General features: G+C 29.5%; 20 protein-coding genes and 1 pseudogene. All 21 read left to right on the top strand.

What is annotated here, in order from left to right; all coding sequences use genetic code 11:
* Window positions 1-27: 27 nt before the first annotated feature.
* The 21 genes and pseudogenes from CLSA_RS11305 to CLSA_RS11210 all read left to right on the top strand — a co-directional run bounded on the left by CLSA_RS11305 (window position 28) and on the right by CLSA_RS11210 (window position 24,977).
* Complete coding sequence (locus CLSA_RS11305) at window positions 28-1,854, top strand: urease accessory protein UreH domain-containing protein (RefSeq protein WP_022746463.1); 1,827 nt, start codon at window positions 28-30, stop codon at window positions 1,852-1,854.
* A gap of 133 nt (window positions 1,855-1,987) precedes the next feature.
* Complete coding sequence (locus CLSA_RS24000) at window positions 1,988-2,128, top strand: hypothetical protein (RefSeq protein WP_236903237.1); 141 nt, start codon at window positions 1,988-1,990, stop codon at window positions 2,126-2,128.
* A 125-nt stretch (window positions 2,129-2,253) separates the two neighbouring features.
* The gene (locus CLSA_RS11295; RefSeq protein WP_022746462.1) at window positions 2,254-2,538 is read left to right on the top strand and encodes a hypothetical protein; all 285 of its coding nucleotides are present in this window, start codon (window positions 2,254-2,256) and stop codon (window positions 2,536-2,538) included.
* Window positions 2,539-2,584: 46 nt separating this feature from the next.
* Window positions 2,585-2,794 carry a heavy-metal-associated domain-containing protein gene (locus CLSA_RS11290; protein ID WP_041716580.1) on the top strand — a complete coding sequence of 70 codons (210 nt, stop codon included), beginning with the start codon at window positions 2,585-2,587 and terminating at the stop codon, window positions 2,792-2,794.
* 1,126 nt (window positions 2,795-3,920) lie between these two features.
* Entirely contained in the window at window positions 3,921-5,009 is a 1,089-nt protein-coding gene (locus CLSA_RS11285) for a YncE family protein (protein WP_022746459.1), read from the top strand.
* 352 nt (window positions 5,010-5,361) lie between these two features.
* A complete protein-coding gene (locus tag CLSA_RS11280) occupies window positions 5,362-5,610 on the top strand; it encodes an SHOCT domain-containing protein (RefSeq protein WP_022746458.1) in 249 nt (82 codons plus the stop codon).
* 105 nt (window positions 5,611-5,715) lie between these two features.
* Window positions 5,716-6,432, top strand: coding sequence for a response regulator transcription factor (locus CLSA_RS11275; RefSeq protein WP_041716579.1), 717 nt, complete (start codon window positions 5,716-5,718; stop codon window positions 6,430-6,432).
* Window positions 6,429-7,826: a sensor histidine kinase gene (locus CLSA_RS11270; RefSeq protein ID WP_022746456.1), complete on the top strand. Its 1,398-nt coding sequence runs from the start codon at window positions 6,429-6,431 to the stop codon at window positions 7,824-7,826. The genes CLSA_RS11275 and CLSA_RS11270 overlap by 4 nt, the downstream gene beginning before the upstream one ends.
* Before the next feature lie 573 nt (window positions 7,827-8,399).
* Window positions 8,400-8,786, top strand: coding sequence for a response regulator (locus tag CLSA_RS11265; protein WP_041716247.1), 387 nt, complete (start codon window positions 8,400-8,402; stop codon window positions 8,784-8,786).
* Window positions 8,787-8,809: 23 nt separating this feature from the next.
* Window positions 8,810-9,235 carry a chemotaxis protein CheW gene (locus tag CLSA_RS11260; RefSeq protein WP_022746454.1) on the top strand — a complete coding sequence of 142 codons (426 nt, stop codon included), beginning with the start codon at window positions 8,810-8,812 and terminating at the stop codon, window positions 9,233-9,235.
* 12 nt (window positions 9,236-9,247) lie between these two features.
* Window positions 9,248-11,347, top strand: a complete 2,100-nt coding sequence (locus tag CLSA_RS11255; protein WP_022746453.1) for a chemotaxis protein CheA — start codon at window positions 9,248-9,250, stop codon at window positions 11,345-11,347.
* Between the two features lie 38 nt (window positions 11,348-11,385).
* Complete coding sequence (locus CLSA_RS11250) at window positions 11,386-15,807, top strand: methyl-accepting chemotaxis protein (RefSeq protein WP_022746452.1); 4,422 nt, start codon at window positions 11,386-11,388, stop codon at window positions 15,805-15,807.
* A 35-nt stretch (window positions 15,808-15,842) separates the two neighbouring features.
* Window positions 15,843-16,655 (top strand): CheR family methyltransferase, encoded by an 813-nt coding sequence (locus CLSA_RS11245; protein WP_022746451.1) that lies wholly within the window; start codon window positions 15,843-15,845, stop codon window positions 16,653-16,655.
* Window positions 16,655-17,704, top strand: coding sequence for a protein-glutamate methylesterase/protein-glutamine glutaminase (locus CLSA_RS11240; protein ID WP_022746450.1), 1,050 nt, complete (start codon window positions 16,655-16,657; stop codon window positions 17,702-17,704). Before CLSA_RS11245 ends, CLSA_RS11240 begins: the two co-directional genes overlap by 1 nt.
* 591 nt (window positions 17,705-18,295) lie before the next feature.
* Window positions 18,296-18,895, top strand: coding sequence for a TetR/AcrR family transcriptional regulator (locus CLSA_RS11235; RefSeq protein ID WP_022746448.1), 600 nt, complete (start codon window positions 18,296-18,298; stop codon window positions 18,893-18,895).
* A gap of 346 nt (window positions 18,896-19,241) precedes the next feature.
* On the top strand, window positions 19,242-22,709 hold the full coding sequence (locus tag CLSA_RS22090; protein WP_022746447.1) for a PAS domain-containing hybrid sensor histidine kinase/response regulator: 3,468 nt from the start codon (window positions 19,242-19,244) through the stop codon (window positions 22,707-22,709).
* A complete protein-coding gene (locus CLSA_RS11225) occupies window positions 22,706-23,113 on the top strand; it encodes a response regulator (RefSeq protein WP_022746446.1) in 408 nt (135 codons plus the stop codon). Before CLSA_RS22090 ends, CLSA_RS11225 begins: the two co-directional genes overlap by 4 nt.
* Window positions 23,110-23,280 (top strand): hydrogenase maturation factor, encoded by a 171-nt coding sequence (locus tag CLSA_RS22855; RefSeq protein WP_022746445.1) that lies wholly within the window; start codon window positions 23,110-23,112, stop codon window positions 23,278-23,280. Before CLSA_RS11225 ends, CLSA_RS22855 begins: the two co-directional genes overlap by 4 nt.
* A gap of 153 nt (window positions 23,281-23,433) precedes the next feature.
* Window positions 23,434-23,628, top strand: coding sequence for a hypothetical protein (locus CLSA_RS11220; RefSeq protein ID WP_022746444.1), 195 nt, complete (start codon window positions 23,434-23,436; stop codon window positions 23,626-23,628).
* A 325-nt stretch (window positions 23,629-23,953) separates the two neighbouring features.
* Window positions 23,954-24,360 (top strand): annotated as a pseudogene (locus CLSA_RS11215) (4Fe-4S binding protein).
* A gap of 272 nt (window positions 24,361-24,632) precedes the next feature.
* Window positions 24,633-24,977, top strand: coding sequence for a rhodanese-like domain-containing protein (locus CLSA_RS11210; protein WP_022746443.1), 345 nt, complete (start codon window positions 24,633-24,635; stop codon window positions 24,975-24,977).
* Window positions 24,978-24,995 lie beyond the last annotated feature (18 nt).

Raw genomic sequence — 24,995 nt, 5'->3', positions numbered from 1 at the left:
AATTGCAGTAATTTTATGGAGGATAGTATGAGTATTAAGAGAGAAAGTATTAAAGTGTATGATATGACATGCACATCTTGTGAAAACAGAGTGGAAAAAGCATTGAATAAGGTTGATGGAGTTGTAAACGCAATGGCTAGCTACAGTGCGCAGCAAGTTACTGTTGAGTATGATAGTAAACTTTGTACTAGGGAACAATTAAAGGATACTATCAATAAAGCAGGTTACAGCACAAAAAATTCAAATGGAATTAAATTTGCAGGATTTTTAGTTATAGCTGCAGCTGTATTGCTTCTTGGTAATTCAACATCAGGTTTTGATATGAGTGCTAAATTAAATAATGCATCTTATGCAGTATTATTTGTTGTTGGTATGCTCACATCAATACATTGTGTTGGTATGTGTGGTGGAATAATGCTTACTCAAAGCTTATCAAAAAATAGTATAGCAAATGAAAAACAAAACAAATTCAAGGCTTTAATGCCTGCAATTTTATATAATGCTGGAAGAATAACTTCTTACACAATGATAGGTGGTATTGTAGGAGCATTAGGATCTGTCCTATCATTATCACTTAATGTAAAAGCAGGGCTTCAAATATTTGCTGGAGTATTTATGGTGATAATGGGATTAAATATGACTGGTTTCTCTTTATTTAGAAAGTTTAATATTAAATTACCATGGTCAGCATGTAAATTTAAGAATAAGCCAAAGACTCCTTTTTTAGTTGGATTTCTAAATGGATTAATGCCTTGTGGCCCATTACAAACAATGCAGCTATACGCGTTAGGTACAGGTAGTGCAGCAGCTGGTGCTTTATCAATGTTTTTGTTCTCATTAGGAACAGTTCCTTTAATGATAGTATTTGGAGCAATATCAGGTTTTTTAAGTAAAGGTTATACGAAACAACTTTTAAAGTTTAGTGGGATTTTAGTAATAATACTTGGAATAATAATGGGTAACAGAGGTCTTGCTCTTGCAGGAGTTGGGGTTCCAAATGCTAGCACATTAGCACAAAGTCTTTCAAGTTCTGAAGCAAATGCATCTCAAGCAAATATAAGTAAAGCAACTATTGAAAAGGGAGTTCAAGTAATTAGGATGACTGCAGATAATAACGGTTATACCCCTAATGCATTTTATGTACAAAAAGGCATACCGGTTAAATGGATTATCACAGGAAGTCAAATAAATTCATGTAATAATGAGGTGGGAGTTGCATCACTTAATATACAAAAAACTTTGAAATCTGGTGAAAACACAATAGAATTTACACCAAAGGATGGAGATATAAATTTTAGCTGCTGGATGGGAATGATAAGAGGAGTAATTAAAGTAACTGATAATCTTGATTCTGTAGATACATCTAAAGCAGATTCATCCATTCCAACTCCAAGTAGTGGAATGAGCTGTTGTACAGGCGGGACTGGTGCCCCAAGTGCTGCACCACAAGCTCCAAGCATATATGGTAATGATTTAAGTAAAGTTTCTACTGATAGACTAATTAAAAAAGCTAATACATCAGGAAGTACTCAAAGCTTAAATATAAAGGGAACTGGTTACGAGTTTGAACCACTTGTAGTAGTTTTAGAAAATGGAATAAAAACAAATTTAGTTATTGACCTTAATAACTTTGATAATCCTAATGGTGAATTTACTATAGTAAATTCAGATAGTGGTGAGAAGGTAAGTTCATTTACAGGTAAAAAAGGCTTAGTTAATGTTGAATTTAAGATAGATATAGCTGGAACTTATCTTATTATTAAAGACAATGTAGTAGCAGTTGGTCTTGAAGTTACAGACTCATTAAAGACAGCGAACTTAGAGGATATTCGTAAAAAATTAATAAATGAATAAAATTCATTATAAAAAAGAATTTGGTGTATATTGAATAAAATAAATTGATATCAACTTATTTTTTAGAATATTTAAAATTAATTTTTATCTTCATAATATTTATTTATAATGTATTTACAAGGAGGCGATATTGATGGAAAGCTATAGTTTAAGTTTCAAACAAGAGAAGATGTTTTGTCATAGATTTCTAATGAATATTGTAAAAACGTTAAGCTTTCTTCAATGTTTAGCATGGATTGATGTTATTAATTTAGAATCAAAAAAATTAAAGTGATCCTATAAGGGGAAAGAGAGATAAAGAGACGATATTGAAGAAATTGTAAATAAATCAATTTTAAGTGTAAGAGGTGTTAAAACTCGCTAGTTAAATATAACAACATAATTAAGGAGAAATTTATTATGAATTGTTATGGAAATAATAAAAATAGAGAAAATGAAAAACATAATCCAATGAAGCATATGTTAATGATGGTGTTTTGCTGTGGATTACCTTTTATAATTGTTGGAGCACTTTCTTTTATAAATGTAGGAACAGGATTTAAAGCAGCTATAAGTGGAATAGCGCCTTTCATATGTCCTATAATGATGGTGCTTATGATGGGGATGATGTTTAAGGGTAATAAGCATGGAAATTGTTGTAGTAAAAAGAAAGGAGTGAATGAAAGTCAAAACAAAATTGAATAGCAATTTAAGAAAAGGCATTGATATAAATTTGAAAGGAGACATAGAAATGAAAAAGAAAATATTAATTGAAGGTATGAGCTGTGAACATTGTGTGAATCATGTTTATGAAGCATTAGATGAAATTAGAGCAACAGATATAAAAGTCAATCTAAAAGAGGGAAATGCTATTGCTGAAGTTGGAGATATTACTGATGAAGCAATTAAAGCAGCTCTTGAAGATGCAGGATATGATGTTTTAGGTATCGAAGAGGTTTAAATAATAAAAATATTTAAACGAAAATATGCTAAAGGCTCAAGTGTTTGTTTAATACAAGACTTGAGTCTTTTATTTCACGTGTTTTATGTTAATATTATAAAAGTGTAATTAAATGAATATTTTAAGTTAAAATATTAATAAAGGAGAAATCCATGTTTAATGTAGTTAATCTGCTGAAAAAGCTACTAAAATTGATATATCTTTCAAAAATAAATCACCTCAAATTTCAAATTAAAAAATTTAGTAAAAACTATTCAATACTCTAAGTATGTCACAAAGCTTCAATGAAAGATAATAAATAATAAAACCTCCTTCATGAAATAATAATCACAATTAGTAAAATTATATAAAAAAGATGTGATGATTTTATGTGTTTTTGATAATTATTATCATTTCCATTGAAGTTGTTTTATAATATTTAGATATCATTAAGTATACTATAAATAATGTCCTTTAAAATTTGAAGAATAGATATTAAAAATGTATTATAACATCAAAAACGCCATTTGTTATATAAAAGTAATGCATACATTTGGAAATGCATGCATTACTAAGAAATATTTTACTCTTCTAATGTAATTAATTATCCTACCGCTTAATGTGGTGACTCTATTCTTAATATAGAAATAGCGTACGTAATTATAATTCCAAGAACAATGTGTGAGAAGATATGTTAATAGCAACTGCAATTTGATCAATTACTAGCTTCACAAAGCCTGCTATCCACCCGCCCAAAAAACCTGATGTTCCTCTATTCATAAATAATACCTCTTTATTAGCTGCAGCACATAAATTTAATAATATTTTGCTTAATTTATTGTGTATTATACTACAATGCAAAGTATATTTTTATTATGTTAGAGAACAATATATTCTATATTGATAAAAGAATGATTTTATAAATTGTTAAAATAAGAAATACATTTATTTCTATGAGAGTCAAGTTAATAAGGAATTAAGTTAAGTAAATATATTTTAGGACCATTAAGTAAATTAATTTATGTATAAAATTTCAAAATATAATAATTTTTATTATTGAACAATTTTTCTTTATAATTTCTACATAATAAACTTTTATAATAATCATATAAAATAAATTTATAACATAACAGAAAGGATGAAAATAATGAGAAGTAAATATATAAAAGCTATAACAGCTTTTGCAATACTAACAATATTACTAACTGGTTGTGGTAATGCTACAAAAGGCAATAAATCTGCAGATCAAACCTCAAGCCAAAATCAGGCTCAAGGTAATATAGAAGAGAAAACACATTTCTACTATACTGCTAATGAAAGTGGCAGTGTTTCTAAAGTAGATGCTACAACAAATGAAGTTGTAGATATAATTACAGAAGCTGATGGAGCTCCTCATAATGTTCAGGTTTCACCAGATGGAAAAGTGGTTGCCTATACATTACCACCGAAAATGACTGAAAATCAATCTAAAGATAAAAATATGGATATGAATATGAACATGAATGGTTTCGCAGTGTTTTATGATACAGATACAGGAAAACTTATTAAAAAAGTTGAAGTGGGTAAACATCCAGCTCATATAGTATTCACAGAGGATGGAAAATATGTACTTGTTACTAATAATGAAGATAATAATGTATCAGTAATTGATGCAAAAACTTATAATGTAAATGGTACTATAGCAGTTGGTAAAGGACCTCATGGATTCCGTATTTCAAAGGATAATAAATATGCTTACGTAGCAAATATGGGTGAAGATACTATAAGCGTTGTTGATATAAATAACAATAAAGAAGTTAGAAAAATTACAGTAGGTAAAACACCTGTTACAACCGGAATAACAAGTGATGGTAAAACTTTGGTGGCAACTATAAATGGTGAAAATGCCCTTGCTATAATTGATTTATCTACAGATAAAGTTGAGAAAGTAGCTGTAGGAAAAGGGCCCGCTCAAGTTTACATTGAACCTGATGATAAATATGCATTTGTGGCAAATCAAGGGACAGAAGATGCACCATCCAATACTGTTTCAAAGATAGATATGTCAACTAAGAAAGTAGTTACAACAATAGAAACTGGAAAAGGAGCTCACGGAGTAGTAGTTAGCCCTGATAATAAATATGTTTATACTACTAATATGTATGATGGAACTGTAAGTGTTATTGACAATAGTACCGATAAGGTTATTAAAACTACAAAAGTAGAAGGAGAGCCAAATGGAATAAGCTACAGGTAATTTATATTATAATAAAAATGAGTTAAATTTTATTATAATCAGATTCTTGAGTTAGTTGAGTAACCGGTATATCACAAACTACATATTAAAAATCTCAACATACAAGAAAAGTGTATTGAATTCTATAAGAATTAGTTTTCAATACACTTTTTTAATTATACATAAAATTTTATTAGTAATTATTCATATGTTCTACATAGAAAATCTTAATTTATTCATAATTCCTCCACAATTAATATATATAATTAATTTATATAATTAATTTATAGAAAAGGCATATTCAAAAATAATAAGTCAGTAGCTAATATTTTGTTGTATATGTCTAAATTTTAAATACAAGGAGGAATTATTTATGTTTTGTGGTTTTGGAGGATATGGTTATAGTTCTTTAAGTTCTATAGGATTAGGAGGAATGTTTTTAGCTATGGGATTTAGAATGTTAATATTTATTGTATTAATAATTCTAGCTGTTAAATTATTTAGAAACTATACAAATAAATCTAATGATCCAATGAGAATCCTTAATGAAAAATTTGCAAGTGGAGAAATGAATCAAGAAGAATATTTGAAGAGAAAAGCTATACTTTCAGAAAAAAATTAAAGGATTTTGAATATTTATTAAGATTAGAGTAAGATATATAATAAATCTTACTCTAATTTTTATAATAATATAATTAATAAATCAACTTTGGAGATGAGAATGCAGATGAGTAATAAATTTAAAATATTAGTTGTAGATGATGAACAGAATATATTGGATGTAGTTAAAGCATATCTTGAAAAAGAAGATTTTGAAGTAATTACAGCAATGGATGGTGAGATGGCATTAAATATATTTAATGAACAAAATATTAATCTTATAGTTTTGGATTTAATGCTTCCTAAAATAACTGGTGAAGAAGTATGCAAAAGAATTAGAATGAGTTCTAGTATGCCTATAATTATGCTTACTGCAAAGGCAGAGGAAGATGAAAAAATAGAGGGGATATCTATAGGAGCTGATGATTATTTAACTAAGCCTTTTAGTGTGCGAGAGCTTGTAGTAAGAGTTAGGGCACTGCTTAGAAGAGCATATAGAGACTTTATGCCTATGGCGGATATATTAAGCTTCAATAATGGAGATTTAGAAGTTGATAGTAAAAAGATGATTGTGAAAAAGCAAAGTAAGATTGTAAATTTGATAACAAATGAATTTAAGATTTTAAAAATTTTACTTACTAATCCAGAACAAGTATTTTCTAGAGAAAAATTAGTAGAAAAAGCTTTCGGTGTTAATTATGAAGGTTTTGATAGAACAGTCGATACTTATATAAAAAATATTCGTCAAAAAATAGAAAATAATCATAAGGAACCTTTATATATAGTAACTGTATATGGAATGGGCTATAAATTTATTCCGAATGCATATGAGGTAAAAAAATGAAAATGTCTTTAGTAAAAAAATTATCTATGGGATTTATTTTAGTAATTTTAGGTTCGATCATTTTAGCAAGTACTATTTCTAATTATACAGTAGGGAATAAATTTAAAAATTATTTAGTTGACGAGCAAAAAACAAAAATAGATAATGTATTAAAAATTATTGATGATTTATATAGTGGTCAAAAAGAATCTTCAGAAATAAATACAGATGAAATTCAAAGATATGCAGAACTGCAGGACTTGTATATAGAAATTAAAGATATACATGATAATACATTATACTCTTCTGGCAAATCCTATTTACAGAAGAATGGCATGATGGGAAATATGATGGGATCTATGATGAACAATTCTTATGGAATTAATATGGGTGAGTATACTGAAAACAAATATCCCTTAGTTAGTAACAATAAAGAGGAAGTGGGTACCATAATAATTGGTTACTTTGGAACCTCATATTTATCTTCTGCATCAGTATCATTTATAAGTACTTTAAATCATTCATTTATAGTGTCAGCTTTAGTGGCTTTAATATTTGGAATTATTATAAGTATAGTTATGTCAAAACAAATATCAAAACCATTAGCTCAAATAACTGAGACTGCAAATAAAATGAGGAATGGTGATTTAAATGTAAGAGCAAAGGTTAACTCAAATACGAAAGAAATAGTTGAACTTTCTAATTCAATAAATTATCTTTCACAAACTTTAAGCAACCAAGAAATGCTTAGAAAAAGATTAACTTCAGACATGGCTCATGAATTAAGGACACCTTTAACTACATTGAAAACTCATGTAGAGGCATTTATAGATGGTATTTGGGAACCTACTAATGAGAGATTTGAAACTTTTTATAATGAAATTGATAGACTAACCAAAATGGTGAATAATCTCCGTGATTTGGCAAAATTTGAACAAATCAACATTAATTTGAACAAAAGTAAAGTTAACCTTTCCAATGAATTAGGAAAAGTTGTGGATACTTATGAACCACTTTATATTAAAAAAAACTATGAGTTAACTAGCATTATAACTCCAGAGATCAAGGCAAACATTGATATAGATAAGTTTAAGCAGATTATGAATAATTTACTCTCAAATTCTTATAAACATTTAAGGTCAAATGGTAAAGTTAAAGTAGTGCTAAAGAAAGAAAATAATAGTATTATAATTAAAATTATTGATAATGGTATTGGCATACCAGATAAAGATATCCCATATATTTTTGAAAGATTTTATAGAAGTGATCTATCAAGAAATAAAAATACAGGGGGTTCTGGTATAGGGCTTACAATTACAAAGGCTTTTGTAGAAGCTCATGGAGGAAAAATATATTTAGAAAGCACGGTTAATAAGGGAACTACATTTACTTTAGAGTTTCCCAATATATTTTAAGTTATAATTTAATATAAACGAGCAGATATATTAAATTATAACTTAAAATTTCAATTTTATTATAAAATTCAATAAAAATAAAAAATCAATTAAGATTATATTTAAATTAATAAATAATTTCATAAAAGAATAATTTTAGAACCTGTAGTTATACAACTATGGGTTTTAAAGTTATGTCTAAAAACGGATGAATTTCAATTTGTAATTTATTAAAGAAAAGATATATAAGGTTACACATTGATAGTAAAATATATAAATTGCTACCAATTAATAACTCTATAATTAGAAAAAATAAAAAATAGACATTTATATTATTATATTGACATTATTAGACAATATGGTATAATTTCAGCATGAGTAAGTATTCACTCCTCTATCAGGAATTATATGGATTACAATATGAGCGACTAATAAATTTTAGAATTATTTAGAGAATGGATTAAAGTTGATAAAGTTAAAATGCAATTTTTTAGATAATCCAATAAGAGAGTTATAGCATATAGGGGAACTTTTCAGTTTAGTTGTAATAGTATTCAGATTAATATAATCTAGATTTTTAATACTAAAGTAACTATTAATTTTAGGAGGGCATATGAAAAAAAAGTTCTTATTGTGGATGATGCGGTTTTTATGAGGGAAGAACTTAGAGCCATGTTAGAGAAAAATGGCTTTGAAGTAATTGGAGAAGCTGGTAATGGGTTAGAAGCAATTGAAAGTTATACTAATCTAAAACCTGATATTGTTACAATGGATATAACTATGCCAGAAATGAGTGGCGTAGATGCAGTTAGAGAAATTAAAAAAAATAATCCAAATGCAAATATTGTAATGATTTCTGCTATGGGTCAGGAATATCTTGTGAAGGAAGCTATATTGAATGGGGCTAATGGGTTTATTATAAAACCTTTCAAGGAAGAGCATTTAATAAAGACATTGGGAAAAATGTACAATTTACTTTGATAGTATGATAGGAGGAAGGTTAAATGGATGAATTAAAGGATATTCAATATATTGCTTTTGAGTTATCAAATGAAAAATATGCCCTGAAAATTAGTGATGTTTATGAAATTATTAGAATGCAGCAAATATCTCAAACTCATAACAGTAAATTTTTTTTAGAAGGAGTTATAAATTTAAGGGGAAAAGTGATTCCAGTAGTAAATTTACATAAAAGATTTAATCTAACAGAAGAGATGGTTACTAAAGAAACTAGAATTATAGTAGTAAAAAGCAGAGAAGAGATGATTGGAATAATTGTGGACAAGGTTGAACAGGTAATTAAACTTAATGATATTCAGCCTACACCTAATGTTGTTTCAGGTATTGATGGAGAGTATTTTGAAGGAATAGGGATTACAAAAAATGGAGTTATAAGTTTATTAAAAATGGATACAGTTCTTTATGACTAATGGAGGGGTAGTATGTCTGAAATATATGAAAGACCTGAAATGATTAAAGCATTTCTAGATGAACTGGAAGAAGAAATACAGTTTTTAGAAAAATGCATTTTAGAATTGGAAACAAATGAGACAACAGAAAATGTGATACAAGATATTTTTAGAGCAGCGCATACACTTAAAGGATCATCTTCAGCTATGGGATATGAAAAAATGAAACTACTCACTCATGAGATGGAAAACGTTTTTGATAAGATTAGAAATAATTTATTAAAAGTAACAAAACCAATGATTAATCTTCTTTTTAAATGCATAGATTGTTTAACCTTATTAAAGGAAGATTTTTTAGCTCATAAAAATGAAACCCAAATTGAAATTAAGCACCTTGTACACCATCTTAAAGAAATACAGGAAAACAGTTTAAGTAAAAAAGAAGAACATTTGATTAGAATGGATATTAAAAAAGAAGATATTATATTTGATTTAGATATTGAACAGAAAAATATGTTAAAAGCTGCAAATTCAAAAGGTTATTTTAGTATGGTTTGTGAAATTAAGATATTAGAAGATAGTTTGATGAAATCAATTAGAGCTTTACTTATACTTAATTGGTTAAATGAAATTGGAAATGTAATTGCATCACTTCCAAATGTATTAGAATTATCACCTGATGACAATGTAGATACTATAAAGTATCTACTGACTACTGAATTAGATAATGAGGTTATGTTACAGAAAATTAAAGAAAATTTGATGGATATTGATGATGTAAAGGTATTTAGTTATAAAATTCAGGAATTAAATAAAAATGAAACAAATGAAACAATTGTACAGAGTAGAAAAAATAATGAACTAGAAGAAAACAAAGACAAATTTAATCCTAAAAAAAATGATAATAAGATTTCTAAGACTATAAGAGTAGATGTAGATCGTCTTGAACATATGATGAATTTAGTTGGAGAAATGGTTATCGAACAAACCAGAATTGCTCAGGTGAGTAGTAGTTTACATAATAGATATATAGCAGATGATTCTGTGGAAGACTTAATTGGAATATCGGGTCGTATTTCAAGAGTTGTTAGTGAACTTCAAGAAAGTATAATGAAGGCTCGTATGCTGCCAGTTCAACAGTTGTTTAGCAGATTTCCAAGACTAGTAAGGGATCTTGCTAATTCATTAGAAAAGGATATAGATTTAATTCTTGAAGGTGGAGAAACAGAAATGGATAGAACAATAATCGAGGATATAACAGATCCGTTAATACATCTTGTAAGAAATTCCTTAGATCATGGTATAGAAAAACCTAGTATTCGTATAGACAAAGGTAAACCTTCGAAAGGCACTCTTAGAATTAAAGCATTTCATCAAGAAAATCATGTAATTGTGACAGTCGAAGATGATGGTGCAGGTTTGAATATAGAAAAGATAAAACAATCAGCAATAAAGAAAGAAGTAGTTTCAGCTCAAGAAGCAGAAATATTATCAGAACAAGAAATAATAAATCTTATTTTCAAAACAGGGTTGTCGACAGCTAATAATGTAAGTGACGTCTCAGGCAGAGGCGTAGGAATGGATATTGTAAGAAATCATATAGATAAACTTAATGGAATAATTGATGTTGAAACAAAAGAAGGGGAAGGTAGCAAATTTACTATTAAATTGCCGTTAACTCTAGCGATACTCGCAGGCCTTTTAGTGAAAATTCATAATGAAACGTATGCACTGCCAATGAGTAATATTATTGAAATAGTGAGAAAACCTAAAGGTGAAATTGAATACGTTAAAAACCAATCAGTTGTTGTTATTAGAGATAAGGTTCTCCCTATAATTTGGTTGCATGATTATTTTAAATTGCCTAAAGAAAACAAAAAGAAAAATGTATTCATTATAGTTCTAGGAATTGCAGAAAAAAGGTTTGGCATTGTAGTTGACGAATTAGTTGGAAATCAGGAAATAGTAGTTAAGCCACTGGGGGCATATATAGGCAAAATTGAAGGGATATCTGGTGCGACGATATTAGGTGATGGAAGTGTTGCCCACATATTTGATGTTGTAGGGATATCAAGAATGATAAATAATAAAGGTATAAAAGATAACAATAATTTTAATAATAATGAAATTTAATAATAAGCAAAAGTTTATATAATATGGAGGCGTGTGTAATGGGTAGTTTTAAAAGAAATATTGGAATTAAGCTTATAGGAGGTTCAAGAAATGTAGAGAATGCAATTTTTTCATCAAAAAAACTTGATGAAAAGTTAAAAGAGTTATCTCATATAACTGAAGAAGTTACAAAGGGGACAAGTAATCAGGCAGAAGCTATAAAAGCTGCAAATACTTTGACAAATGAAATGTCTAAGTCAATTAATGGAGTCGTAATAAATGCAGAACAATTAACAAACGTTGCTCAAAAGTCGCAAGACTCACTAGAAGAAATAGCTGTATCTGTTAAACAAGTTGCAGCTAATAGCGAAAATGTTTCAAGCTCAGTAGAGGAAATGTCAAGTTCTATAGAACAAATGGGCAAGTCAATTAAAGGTGTGGCTGATAATTCAGAGAAAATGAACGAATCTGCAAAGGAAGTTTCTGAAGCAATTCAAGAAATGGTTGCTTCAATTGAGCAGGTAGCAGGAAATGGGGGCAGTACATCAAAATCTGTAGAAGAAATATCTTCGTCAGTTGAGCAAATGGGAAAATCAGTTAAAGGTGTAGCTGGAAATGCAGAAAGTTTAACAGCATCAGCCAAAGAGTCTACGGCTGCAATTCAAGAAGTAGTAGCGTCAATACAGCAAGTAGCCGGAAACAGTGAAAGTACAGCAAGCTCAGTAGAGCAAATATCTGCATCCATTGAAGAAATGGGAAAATCAATACAAGGTGTGGCAAAAAATGCAGAAAGCTTAAAAAATACAACTGAAAGTGCAGAAGTTTCTATACAATCAATGGTAGCATCAATAGAGCAGGTTGCAAAAAATAGTGAAAGTACAACAAGTTCAGTAGAGCAAATATCTGGATCAATTGAACAAATGGGAAAATCAATCAAGGGTGTTGCAGGAAATGCTGAAAGTTTAAAAGGATCAGCAGAAGAATCCACAATGGCAGTGCAAGAAGTTGTAGCATCAATACAGCAGGTGGCAGGTAATAGTGAAAGTACAGCAAGCTCAGTTGAACAGATATCATCATCAATTGCGCAAATGGGAATATCAATAAAAGGTGTTGCAGGAAATGCTGAAAGTTTAAAAGGATCAGCAGAAGAAGCTACAGCAGCAGTACAAGAAGTAGTAGCATCGATTCAGCAAATAGCAGGAAATAGTGAAAGCACAGCAAGTTCAGTAGAGCAAATATCAATTTCAATTGAACAAATGGGAAAATCAATCAAGGGTGTTGCAGGAAATGCTGAAAGTCTAAAAGAATCAGCAGAAGAATCTACAGCAGCTGTTCAGGAAATGGTAGTATCAATTGAGCAAGTAGCAGGTAATAGTGAAAGTACAGCGAGTTCTGTTGAAGAAATTTCATCATCAATAGAAGAAATGGGTGCATCAATAAAAGGTGTAGCTGTAAATGCAGAAAGTTTAAAAAGTTCTACAGATCAATCTGCGGCAGCAGTACAAGAAATGGTTGCTTCAATTCAGCAGGTAGCTGGAAATAGTGAGAGTACAGCAAGTTCTGTGGAACAAATATCATCATCAATTGAAGAAATGGGAATATCTATAAAAGGAGTAGCTGCAAACACAGAAAGTTTAAAGAATTCAACAGATGAATCAGCAGCAGCTATTCAAGAGATGGTAGCATCAATTCAGCAAGTAGCAGGAAATAGCGAAAGTACAGCAAGTTCAGTAGAACAAATATCATCGTCAGTTGAACAAATGGGTAAATCAGTTAGAGGTGTAGCAGGAAATGCAGAAATTTTAAGAGGTTCTGCTAATGAAGCAGCTGCAGCAGTACAAGAAATAGTAGCATCAATTCAGCAAGTAGCAGGTAATAGTGAAAGTACTACAAGATCGGTAGAAGAAATATCAGGATCTATAGAAGAAATGGGTAAGTCAATTCAAGGAGTAGCTGGTAATGCTGAAGAATTACAAAAAGCTTCAAATGAAACATATAGAACAGTTGAGGATATGGCAGTATCTATAAGTCAAGTAGCTCAAAATGCTAAAAATGTTAATTCTTTAAGTGATATGGTAAGAGGAGATGTAAAAGATGGGCAAGTCGCAGTAGCTAACACTTTAGTGGCTATAGGTGAAATATCTGAAGTTATTCACAAAGCAGAAAGTGTAATAACTAACTTGGGTAAAAGCTCTGATAAAATTGGAAGCATAATTGATGTTATTGATGATATAGCAGATCAAACAAATTTACTTGCATTAAATGCTGCAATTGAAGCTGCAAGAGCGGGAGAACATGGAAAAGGTTTTGCAGTAGTAGCTGATGAAGTAAGAAAACTAGCAGAGAGAACAGCTACAGCTACAAAAGAAATATCCCAACTTATAAAGGGAATACAAGGTGAGACTACTAATGCTATTAAGGCAATAGAGGTTGGAACTGAAAAAGTTGAGTATGGATCAAAATTAAGTAATGAAGTTGGAACAGTCATAGAAAAAATAGTTGTTGGAATAGAAAATGTTACTTCTGAAATTAAAGAAATAACTTTAGCAACAGATAATCAAAATAAAGGAAGCAGTGAAATACTTGAATCAATGAAAAATGTTACAAGTCAAGCAACTATGGTTACACAAGCAACAAAAGAGCAAGCTATAAGTGTGGAAAATGTAATTAAAGGTGTAGCAAATGCAAAAGAACAGGTACTACAAATTAATATAGCAATGAATGAACAATCTAAACAAGGCCAAAATATTGTCGAGGCTGTCGATAATGTAACAAATCAGGCAGATCAAGTTGCAACAGCAGTAAGAGAACAAGTTATTGGAGTAGATGAAATTATAAAAGGTGTTGAAAACTCAAGAGAGCAAGTAAGGCAAATAAGTGTTGCTGTAAAAGAACAAGCAAGCCAAGGTCAAAATATTTCTAAAGCTATCAATAGTGTAGTTAATCAAACAAATGAAGTTACAATAGCTGTAAAAGAACAAGCGGCAGGTGTAGATGAAGTTATTAAAGGTGTAGCAAATGCACGAGAACAAGTAAGACAAATAACTGTAGCGGTAAAAGAGCAGGCTATACAAGGTAAGAATATTACATCTTCAATTGAAAATGTAGTTAATCAAACAAATGAAGTTGCAGTGGCAGTAAAGGAGCAGGCAGCTGGAATTGACGAAGTTATAAAAGGTGTAGCAAATGCACGAGAACAAGTAAGACAAATAACTGTAGCAGTTAAAGAACAAGCAAAACAAGGTAGTGATATTATAGCTTCAGTAGAAAATGTAACTAACCAAGCAGCACAGGTAACTCAAGCAGCCAAAGAACAGGCAAGTGGTGTTGACGAAGTTATTAAAGGTGTAGTAAATGCAAGAGGACAGGTAAGACAAGTAACAGTAGCAGTAAAAGAGCAGGCCAAGCAAGGAGAAGATATAGTAATTGCAGTAGAAAATGTAACTAATCAGGCGGCTCAAATTGCTACAGTAACTAATGAACAAACAATAGGTGTTGAAGAAATAGTAAAAGGAATAGTAAATGCACGAGAACAGGTAAGACAAATAACTGTGGCTGTTAAAGAACAAGCAAAACAAGGGCAAAATATTGTAGTTTCGGTAGAAAATGTAACTAATCAAGCAGCACAGGTAACTACAGCAGTTAAGGAACAAGCTACTGGAGTAGATGAAGTAATTAAAGGTGTAGTAAATGCAAGGGAACAAGTTAAGCAAATAACTGATGCTATGATATCACAAACAGAACAAGGAAAATCAATAACAAGATTGGTTGGAGATGTTACAAGCCAAACAGCAGAAGTAACACGAGCTATGAAAGAACAAGCAGCCGGAGTTGTAGAAATAATAACTGGTATTGAAAATGCAAGAGAACAAGTGAGACAAATCACTGTAGCAGTTAAAGAACAAGCAAAACAAGGTAATGACATTGTAGAGTCAGTAGAAAATGTAACAAACCAAGCAGAACAGGTAACTAGAGCTGTTAAGGAACAAGTAATAGGCGTTGAAGAAATTGTTAAAGGGGTTAACAATTCAAGAGAACAAATAAGACAAATAGCTGTAGCAGTAAAAGAACAAGCAAAACAAGGTAGGAATATAGTGAGTTCAACTGAAAATGTAACAAAGTTAGCTGGGCAAGTAGCACAGGCAGCTAGAGAGCAGGCATCGGGAGTAGAAAACATTATAAAAGGTGTAAGTAATTCACGAGAAGACATGAAACAAATTACTTGGGCTATGAAGGAACAAACAAAATCTACTGATAGAATCACAGATAACTTTAGAAATGTTACAGATCAGTCAAATGAAGTTACATCGGCTACTAAGGTACAAGCAAGGGAAGTGGAACAATTAAAAAGGTATATTGATGATATAAATAATGTAGTGAACTTAAATGTGAGAGATGTACAAAAAACAGTAAATGTAACTAAAGAAATTTCTGAATATACAACAGAAATAAAAAAATCATTAGAAGAATTAATTCAGTAATTAAATGTTATAAACTAAGGAGGAAATTTTAAGTTATGAGTATTATGGCATTAGAACAACTAGCACAATATATATATGAATTCTGTGGTATTGATTACTTGAAAAACCTTCCTTCACTTGAAAGCAAGATAGCATATAGACTTAAAGAGTTAGGACTTAGTGTTTGGGAATATTCTGGATATGTTAAGATAGAAGAAAAAGAAAGAGATATCTTAATTGAATTAATAACAGTAAATGAAACTTATTTTTTTAGAGAAGAAAATCTATTAAATGAATTAAAAAATAATATTTTTCCACTATATAAAGAACATTATAAGGAAAAAACTTTACGTATTTGGTGTGCAGCATGTTCAAGTGGGGAAGAACCATATACATTAGCAATGCTAATAAAAGAAACAATGCTTTTTGAAAAAGGTTCTGTGGAAATAATAGCATCAGATATTAATAAAAAAGTTTTGGATAAAGCAGAAAAAGGTATGTATAATAGTAAATCCTTATCTTTCAGAAAAATGCCTTATGGGATGTTAGATAAGTACTTTGACCTAATTGGTGATGACTATAAGGTAAAGGACGAAATAAGAGAAATTGTGAAATTTAAAAATTTAAATATGTTCGATAACAATATTGAACATAAAATTGGAATGGCAGATATTATTCTTTGTAGAAATGTTTTAATATATTTCGATACAGAATTTATTAAAAAGGCTGCTTTGTCATTTTACAATATTCTTAATGAAAATGGATACTTATTCCTAGGTCATGCAGAAACTGTTACAAGTGTTAATCCTGGTTTTGACACTATTTACACTCCCTCGATTTTTTATTATAAGAAAGGAGAGAATGAATAATGAAACAATATGGTGTTTTGGTTGTAGATGATTCCTCATTTATGAGAAGAAGTATAAGTCTTATTATAGAAAAAGATCCTCAGTTTTTTATAATAGGAATTGCGAGAAATGGCTTAGATGCAATTGAAAAGATACAAAGATTAAAACCTGATGTAGTAACAATGGATGTAGAAATGCCAGAAATGGATGGAACAAGTGCGCTTAAAGAAATTATGAAAATTACTCCTGTACCAGTTGTAATGCTAAGTAATCATACTGAAGATGGTACTAGTACTGCAATAGAAGCTTTAGAATTGGGAGCAGTAGATTTCTTTTTAAAAAGTTCATTAGTAGGCGAAGAAGCGAAAGATGAAACAATCAAAGATTTTCTTAGTAAACTAAAAGTAATTGCCAATAGTTGTAAAGTACAAAAAAATGAAGAAGATGCAGAAGCTATTGTAGATTTAGAGTATATTGAATGTGATAAAAAGCTAATGAAGAGAGAACTACTTGTTATTGGTTGTTCAACAGGTGGACCATCTGCACTTCAATCAATACTGCCAAGATTTCCCAAGGATTTATGCAGACCTATTATTGTAATTCAGCATATGCCTCCAGGATTCACTAAACCGTTAGCTGAAAGATTTGATACAATATGTAATCTTCGTGTCAGGGAAGTTGAAAATGGAGATATCTTGGAACCTGGGAATATATATATTGCACCAGCAGGATTCCAAACTGTATTAGAAAGCGGAAAGAATGATAGTATAATTTTTAAAGTGGAAGATATGAAAAATATTGATAGTTTATATAAACCATCAATTAATGTCACCTTAAACTCAGTAGCACCTATATTTAAAGATAAATTACTTTCTGTAATATTAACAGGAATGGGAAACGACGGATTAATAGGCTGTCAAAAGGTAAAAGATAATAATGGTTTTGTCTTAGTAGAAGCAGAAGAATCATGTATAGTATATGGTATGCCTAAAGTAGTTTTCGAGGCAGGTATTGCTGACGATCAAGTCCCGCTTAGTAATATTTATGAAAGAATAATGTTAAATTTATAATTTAATTGAAAGATATGCTGTTCCTTTAGTAAGGCGATGCCACTAAGTTTTTTACTTAGTGGCATCTTTTTTAAAAGAAATGGAATAATTAAAAGTTATGTAAGAGACTAATTGCATAGTTTCTTTGATAAATTTTTTATGGTATTATTAATATTATTATTTGACTAATTTAGATATTTATATACAGGATATAACTCGAAAGATGAATTTATTAGAGGTGAAATCATATAGATAACAGACGAGAAAGTGTAAAATCAAATCCCCTGAAAGCTTGACTATTCATGATCATGTGTGTTTTATTTGCTCAAGCATTGAAGAAAAAAATAAGATGATGGAGACTCAAGTAAGAGCAGGTATTATTAATAGTGAATTAGGCCTGTGCTTAGTTGAAGAAACTAGGAAAGAAGAAGTTTTCAATTGCTTGAAATTTGTGGTATATATATAAAAGATGCAAAATAAACTAGTAAGTCATTGGTATAATTCAATAAGTGATAATTTAGAGAGTAAGTATACATTATAATTGACATAATTGTTTGTGATGATACAATTATCGACATATGAGTAAGCATTTGCTCAATTCGGAGGTGGAAGATGGGAATATCATTGTTACATAGAAAAGAACGTATAATAATTTCTACAATAGAGGTTATAAATGAGGTTGGACTTCAGAATCTATCAACTAAATTAATTGCTGCACGTGAAGGCGTCTCTGAAGGAACTTTATTTCGACACTATAAGAATAAGGCTGAAATTATGTCTGCAGTAATTGATCACTTTAGCCAGTTTGATAACGCTATTATAGAAACTACTATGGTAAGAGAGCTTAGCCCGATTGAAACTATCAGGCATTTTGTATGTTCTTATGCTGAATATTATGAAAATTATCCAGCAATTACAGCATTAGTCCAAGCTACTGATAGCTTAATGTGCGATCATGAATTGTCAGCAAAGGTAAAAATAATTATAGATAAGCGTTCAGATTTTCTTCGGAGAGCAATCCAAGACGGTCAGAATGGTGGAACAATAAAATCGAATATTAGCAGTGAATTACTTGAAGATTTAATAACTGGTGGAAGTCGAGAAATCTGCTTAAAATGGAGAATTGCAAAATTTAAATTTTCTATTAGGGATAAGACATCAGAAATGCTTGATATATTATTAGATGCTTTTACAGAAAAGAATAATAAATAAAAAAAGTGACACTTAGTTAAGAGTTCGTTTGTAGATATAAAAAATAGAGAGAGTCTTTTAGGTTCTCTCATAATTTTTTTGTTTGCTAATATAATACAAGAGGGCAAACTTTTGAAATTATATAATTAGTGAAGTATATATTGAATAGTTATAACGCACTTAAACAAAGTAATAATACTTTTAGTAAAAAGATTGATACGAAAAAATTTAGAAGGATATAAATTCCTAATTTGAATATATATAAGCTCAAAAAGTATTACTAATACAAATTAATTTTATGTATTGCTAAGGCAAAGTGTGAGTTCATATTATCTATCAGGTTAGATTTAGAAGTGGAGAACGTATTATGATAGAAAAAAAAATCATAGATAGAAAAAATTATTTCTTGTCAGCAACATTATCAAGTATAGGAGATGGAGTATTAGCAACAAACTTAAGTGGAAATATAACATTCTTTAATAAGGCGGCAGAAGAAATAACAGGCTGGGCTATAGAAGAAGTTATAGGCAAAAGTTTTCAAAATATATTTACACTTGTTGACATAAATACTAAAAAAGCATTGGAAGATCCTATCAACAATGTACTTGAATTTTATATATCAACTGGATTAGATGAAAATTCAGCTTTAATTACAAAAAATAAAGAGATAAAGTATATATCTGCAACTATTTCCCCAATAAAAGACGATAACGGGATTGTATTAGGAAGTGTGACAGTCTTTAAGGATATAACTAAAATTAGATCAATGGTACTAAAAAACAAAGAAGAGCAAAGTGATTTTATACGGTTATTTAATTCTGCACCTGTTGGTGCTATAGTTCTCGATGAAAATAGCGTAATTAGTAAAATTAATGAAGTGGCGAGTGAATTTTTAGATAGTAATAACATATTAAGAATAGGTAAAAAATTTGGAGATGCTTTGGGGTGTGAAGAAAGTTTCACAAATGAGCAAGGATGTAGATATGGAAGTCAATGCAATAATTGTGATATAAAAAAAGCCACCTATTTGGCGTTGAATGCTGGTTTATCAACTAACAATATCGAATTTAGCAGAGTCTTTAATATAAATGGAATGAAAAAGAAACTATGGTTTAAAGCGAGTGTTACTCCAGTGATTCAAGAAAATAAAAAAAATGTTGCTATAGCCTTTATAGATATAACAGATAGGAAAAAAGCAGAAAATGAAATAGCAAAATCTAGAGATTATTATTTAGGAATGTTTGAGAATTTTCCGTCTATGGTTTGGAAAACTGATTCTAGTGGAAAAAATGAGTTTGTAAACAAGAAATGTTGCGATTTTACAGGAAAGCCTAGAGAAGAGTGCTTTGGGGATAATTGGATAAGCATTATTCACCCAGAAGATAGAAAAAGATGTTATGAAATAAAAACAAAGTCACTTCAAGAAAGGAAATCATATGAAATAAAATATAGAGCAATGAATAGCAGTGGAATCTATAGAGTGATTAAAAGTATTTATAGGCCATTTTACAATTTAGAAGGTAAATTTGATGGTTTAATTGGTACAGGCATAGATGTAACAGATAAAAAAAATGCTGAAGAATGGCTTAATCGATATAAAATACTTTCAGAAAGTGTAAGAGATATAATACATTTTATAGATATTGAAGGTAATATTATTGATGCTAACCAATCAGCCTTAAGAGCTTATGGTTATACTTATGAGGAAATTCTAAAATTAAATATAAGAGATTTAAGGGCAGAAGGAATTATAACACGTGAATTAATGGATAAATGTTATAAGTATGGGATATTTTACGAAACACTTCATAAATATAGAGATGGAAATACGTTCCCAGTAGAAATAAGTGCTAAAGGAGCTAATATAGCAGGAAAAAGAGTTATAATAAGTATTATAAGAGATATAACTGAAAGGAAACAAATAGAAACTACTATAAGAGAAAGAGAAGAAAAATATAGAAATATTTTTAATAATGCAAATGATGCTATTTATGTTTATGAAATTAATAATGATTTTAAGTACGAAAAGTTCATTGAAGTTAATGATGTTGCCTGCACTTATCTTGGTTACACAAAAGATGAACTACTTAACATGTCTTTCTACGATATAAATGGTGAAAAGACAAAGGAAATAATAGATGAAAAGGTGGATATTGTACGAAGAAATGGAAAAGGTATATTTGAAACTTGCCATAGGACAAAAGAGAATAGGATAATTCCTGTTGAAGTAAATGTTCATACTTTTAATCAAAATGGTAAAAGAGTTGCATTGGCAATAGTTAGGGATATAACGCAAAGAAAAATGGTAGAAAGCAGCCTTAAATTAGCTAAGAAATCAGCTGAAATTGCTAATAAAACAAAAAGTGAATTTTTAGCAAATATGAGTCATGAAATAAGAACACCTATAAATGGAATAATTGGAATGGTAGATTTAACACTAGCTACAGAATTAGGTAATGAGCAAAAAGAAAATCTTATGATTGTTAAGTCGTGTGCTAATTCTTTACTAAGAGTAATAAATGATATATTAGATTTTTCAAAAATTGAAGCGAGAAAGCTTGTTATTGAAAACATCAATTTTGATATAAAATCTTTGATAGCGGAAACAATTAAGGTACATTCACCAGGTGCTATTGCAAAAGATATAGAGCTTAATTATGCATTTTCATCAATTACACCTCAATATGTGATTGGGGATCCAAGTAGACTTCAACAAATATTAAATAACCTTATAAGTAATGCTATTAAATTTACTGATAGAGGGGAAGTTTGGGTAAAAGTTAAGCAAATAAAAAGTAAGAATGATGAGGTTTATCTTAAATTTTCAGTTGAAGATACAGGAATAGGAATTTCAGAAGACAATATAGGAATGTTATTTAAAAGCTTTAGTCAGCTAGATGGTTCTATAACTAGAAAATTTGGAGGAACAGGACTTGGTCTTGCAATATCAAAACAATTGTCAGAAATGATGGGCGGAAAGTTATGGGTGGAAAGTAAAAAAGGATTAGGAAGTAATTTTTATTTTACTCTTAAGTTTGATATAGGAGAAAAAATTAAGCCACAATCAAAAGAAAAAATTCAATTTCAACCAACAAATATTCATACATTACATAATATATTACTAACTGAAGATGATGAGGTAAATCAGATGGTTATTACTCGTATGTTAAGAGAACGTGGATATTTTGTAGATATTGCCAATAATGGTCTGGAAGCATTAGAAATGTGTAAGAAAAAATTATATGATGTTATTTTAATGGACATTCAAATGCCAGTAATGGATGGTATTGAGGCTACTAAAATTATAAAAGAAATTAATAAATCAATTCCTATTATAGCAATAACAGCATATGCACTTAAAGGAGACGGAAAAAAATTCTTATCACAAGGAATGGATGGATATATATCTAAGCCTATAAATGCTGAGGAATTATATAGTACAATAGAAGAAACTTTGTTTTTAAACAAATATAACGAAAATTTGTCTGGAGTCGGGATATGTTTAGATGAAAATGGAGATATTGTTTTAAAACAAAAAGAAGCACCAATTTTTGATAAAAAGAATTCTGAGAAGTTAAATCGGTTATCAAAGGAAATAAAAGCTATAAACAATACATTAGATAAAAAAGAGTTTTTTTTGATTGAATCCTTAGCGAATAAAATAAAAAATTTATCTAATGAAATTGGTATTGAAGAACTAAAAACAACTGCATTTAAAATAGAATTAGATGCAAGGCGTGGAAATTTTGAACAGTTAACTAACAAAGTTCAAAGAGCTAACAGTATATTTCAAGCATTTAAAAAATCAGTATTACAGGAGGAAGAAAGTATATGAGAATATTAATTGCAGAAGATGATATGGTAAGTAGAAGATTTTTATCTAAGTTTTTATCTCAATATGGGGAGTGCGACATAGTTGTGGATGGCATGGAAGCATTAGATGCCTACTTAATATCTATAAAGGAAAGTGAACCGTACGATTTAATATGTCTAGATATTATGATGCCAAAGGTTGATGGCATAAAGGTATTAAAAGCTATAAGAGATTTTGAAAGGCAAAGAGGGGTAATTCCTGATAATAAAGTAAAGATTATAATGATAACAGCTCTTGTTGACACTGAACATATTCACAAGGCATTTGAATTAGGATGCGATGATTATGCAGAAAAACCTATTGATATTAATAAATTAATTGAAGTAATCAATAAGCTAGATATATTAAAAAATGATAAAACTTGAGAGAGATATATAAGAAGTATGATGCTGCTCAAAAATTTGAAATAACTTTAAAAGAAACTTTAGAAAAAACTAAAATTAGAACTTGCATATGTAGTGAAATTTTATTGGGAAAGAAATTGCTTGGCAAATGTGATTTTTTTGAAAGAACAGGACTCAACAACATTTAAAGAACCATAAGGAAAAATGGCTTTTACCGCATATTCTTTTGTGGTAAAGCTACTTTTTTAAGAGTGAATATATAGAAGCTTGCAACTTGTGGAACTGTTACTGATTTAGCCGCATCTGGAGCAAAACCGCTTTATTTAAGTGCGAGTTTTATAATGGCTCTAGTTGTTAAAAAGAATCAAGCAAAAAAAGTATTGGAGATAATTCAATCAATTAATCAAGAAAAATGGGCAAGAATAATAAGTGAATTTGTTAAGGAACTCAATCAGAATATATTTATAAGAACCGGTTTTGGCTCCAAAAGAATATTATCATCTTTAGGGTGGAGTATGTTGCCTAGAATATGTTGAGATAAAATCTATAAATCATCAAATTGAAAAATAAAATTGGATAAAGTAGATTGTGAATTAAATAGAATAGTAGGAAATTATCCATTAATATTACAAATTCTCTATTTTGATAGTCTATATAAAGGCTTATATAATAGGGAATTTTTATTATATAGTGGTTGAAAGTTTTATACTATAGAAAAACAAAAATATAATTCAAGAGTGTGATAAAGTTACAGAGAATTATCCAGATATTTAATAGAATAAAGAAGAACCAAATAATTAAAGCTAAAAATTAATTATAAAGCACTTATTTATTATAATATAACAAATCGGGGGTATTTTGATGAAAAAATTCTTAAAGTTATGGAAGAAGTATTCATTTACACTATTAATCGCGTTTATCGTATTATGTATATTTGATTTAAGGTTTGCAGTAGTAGCTGCAATTTGCATGATAGCACCAGTAATTGTATCTATTTTTAAAGGAAGGTTTTGGTGCGGAAATTTATGTCCAAGAGGAAGCTTTTATGATAATGTGGTTTTAAAATTTAGTAATAAGAGAAAGTCACCTACGTTTTTTAAATCATATTACTTTAGAGCAGTAAATGTGAAAAAAAGTGTTCTATGGGGCTAGTTCCTTATGATTATAAAGGTGATATATTAAGTCATCCAGATTGTATTCAATGTGGTCAATGTGTAACTGCATGTCCTAAAAAAGCAATAGGATATGATAAGATTACTATAAAATAAATTTAATTTATTTATTTAGCAGGTAGCTTGTGTTAGGTTATCTGTTTTTTTATACATATGAACAATTTATGTTAGTTATTAAACTTGTTTTATGAATGTATTTTAAGTGTGTGACTAAATCACATATATTTATGAAAAATTTATATATAATAAAGTCATGAAGGGAAGTAAATGAGAATTAATGATATGACATTAAATTAAGCTTCTTTTTAGTAAGAATATGAAAATATTAATCAAATATAAGGCACTAAGAATAATAATTAAGATGAATTTTGAGGAGGAATAAAAATGTTTGGATTATTCAAAAAAATGAAGGAAAAATTATTAATGTAAATGATATTGATGAGTTAATTGGAAAGGTTGATCTAATTGATATAAGAGAAAAATACGAATATGCAGGTGGAAGTATAAAAAGTGCAGTAAATATACCTATGGGGGAGCTTCTAAATGAGCCAGAAAAATATTTAGATAGAAATAAGGAATACTACATAATGTGTCAATCTGGTGGAAGAAGTTCAAGAACTTGCAATGTACTTGCAGGTGAAGGTTTTAATGTTGTTAATGTTGCTGGAGGAATGGGATCATATTTAGGAACTAAGGCACAATCAAATAAATAACAATTCCATTTGCCAGCC

This window comes from Clostridium saccharobutylicum DSM 13864 (assembly GCF_000473995.1).
Taxonomy (GTDB): Bacteria; Bacillota; Clostridia; order Clostridiales; family Clostridiaceae; genus Clostridium; species Clostridium saccharobutylicum.
The sequence above is the reverse complement of the archived record's forward strand: the minus strand, read 5'-3'. Positions and strand labels throughout refer to the sequence as shown.

Bases quoted from the DNA above. Each gene is read 5' to 3' on its own strand.
- CLSA_RS22090 (WP_022746447.1), top strand. From the start codon at position 19,242: ATGATAGAAAAAAAAATCATAGATAGAAAAAATTATTTCTTGTCAGCA.
- CLSA_RS11255 (WP_022746453.1), top strand. From the start codon at position 9,248: ATGTCTGAAATATATGAAAGACCTGAAATGATTAAAGCATTTCTAGAT.
- CLSA_RS11285 (WP_022746459.1), top strand. From the start codon at position 3,921: ATGAGAAGTAAATATATAAAAGCTATAACAGCTTTTGCAATACTAACA.
- CLSA_RS11290 (WP_041716580.1), top strand. From the start codon at position 2,585: ATGAAAAAGAAAATATTAATTGAAGGTATGAGCTGTGAACATTGTGTG.
- CLSA_RS11275 (WP_041716579.1), top strand. From the start codon at position 5,716: ATGAGTAATAAATTTAAAATATTAGTTGTAGATGATGAACAGAATATA.
- CLSA_RS11305 (WP_022746463.1), top strand. From the start codon at position 28: ATGAGTATTAAGAGAGAAAGTATTAAAGTGTATGATATGACATGCACA.
- CLSA_RS11220 (WP_022746444.1), top strand. From the start codon at position 23,434: ATGGCTCTAGTTGTTAAAAAGAATCAAGCAAAAAAAGTATTGGAGATA.
- CLSA_RS11295 (WP_022746462.1), top strand. From the start codon at position 2,254: ATGAATTGTTATGGAAATAATAAAAATAGAGAAAATGAAAAACATAAT.
- CLSA_RS11225 (WP_022746446.1), top strand. From the start codon at position 22,706: ATGAGAATATTAATTGCAGAAGATGATATGGTAAGTAGAAGATTTTTA.
- CLSA_RS24000 (WP_236903237.1), top strand. From the start codon at position 1,988: ATGGAAAGCTATAGTTTAAGTTTCAAACAAGAGAAGATGTTTTGTCAT.
- CLSA_RS11240 (WP_022746450.1), top strand. From the start codon at position 16,655: ATGAAACAATATGGTGTTTTGGTTGTAGATGATTCCTCATTTATGAGA.
- CLSA_RS11250 (WP_022746452.1), top strand. From the start codon at position 11,386: ATGGGTAGTTTTAAAAGAAATATTGGAATTAAGCTTATAGGAGGTTCA.
- CLSA_RS11270 (WP_022746456.1), top strand. From the start codon at position 6,429: ATGAAAATGTCTTTAGTAAAAAAATTATCTATGGGATTTATTTTAGTA.
- CLSA_RS11260 (WP_022746454.1), top strand. From the start codon at position 8,810: ATGGATGAATTAAAGGATATTCAATATATTGCTTTTGAGTTATCAAAT.
- CLSA_RS11245 (WP_022746451.1), top strand. From the start codon at position 15,843: ATGAGTATTATGGCATTAGAACAACTAGCACAATATATATATGAATTC.
- CLSA_RS11280 (WP_022746458.1), top strand. From the start codon at position 5,362: ATGTTTTGTGGTTTTGGAGGATATGGTTATAGTTCTTTAAGTTCTATA.
- CLSA_RS11235 (WP_022746448.1), top strand. From the start codon at position 18,296: ATGGGAATATCATTGTTACATAGAAAAGAACGTATAATAATTTCTACA.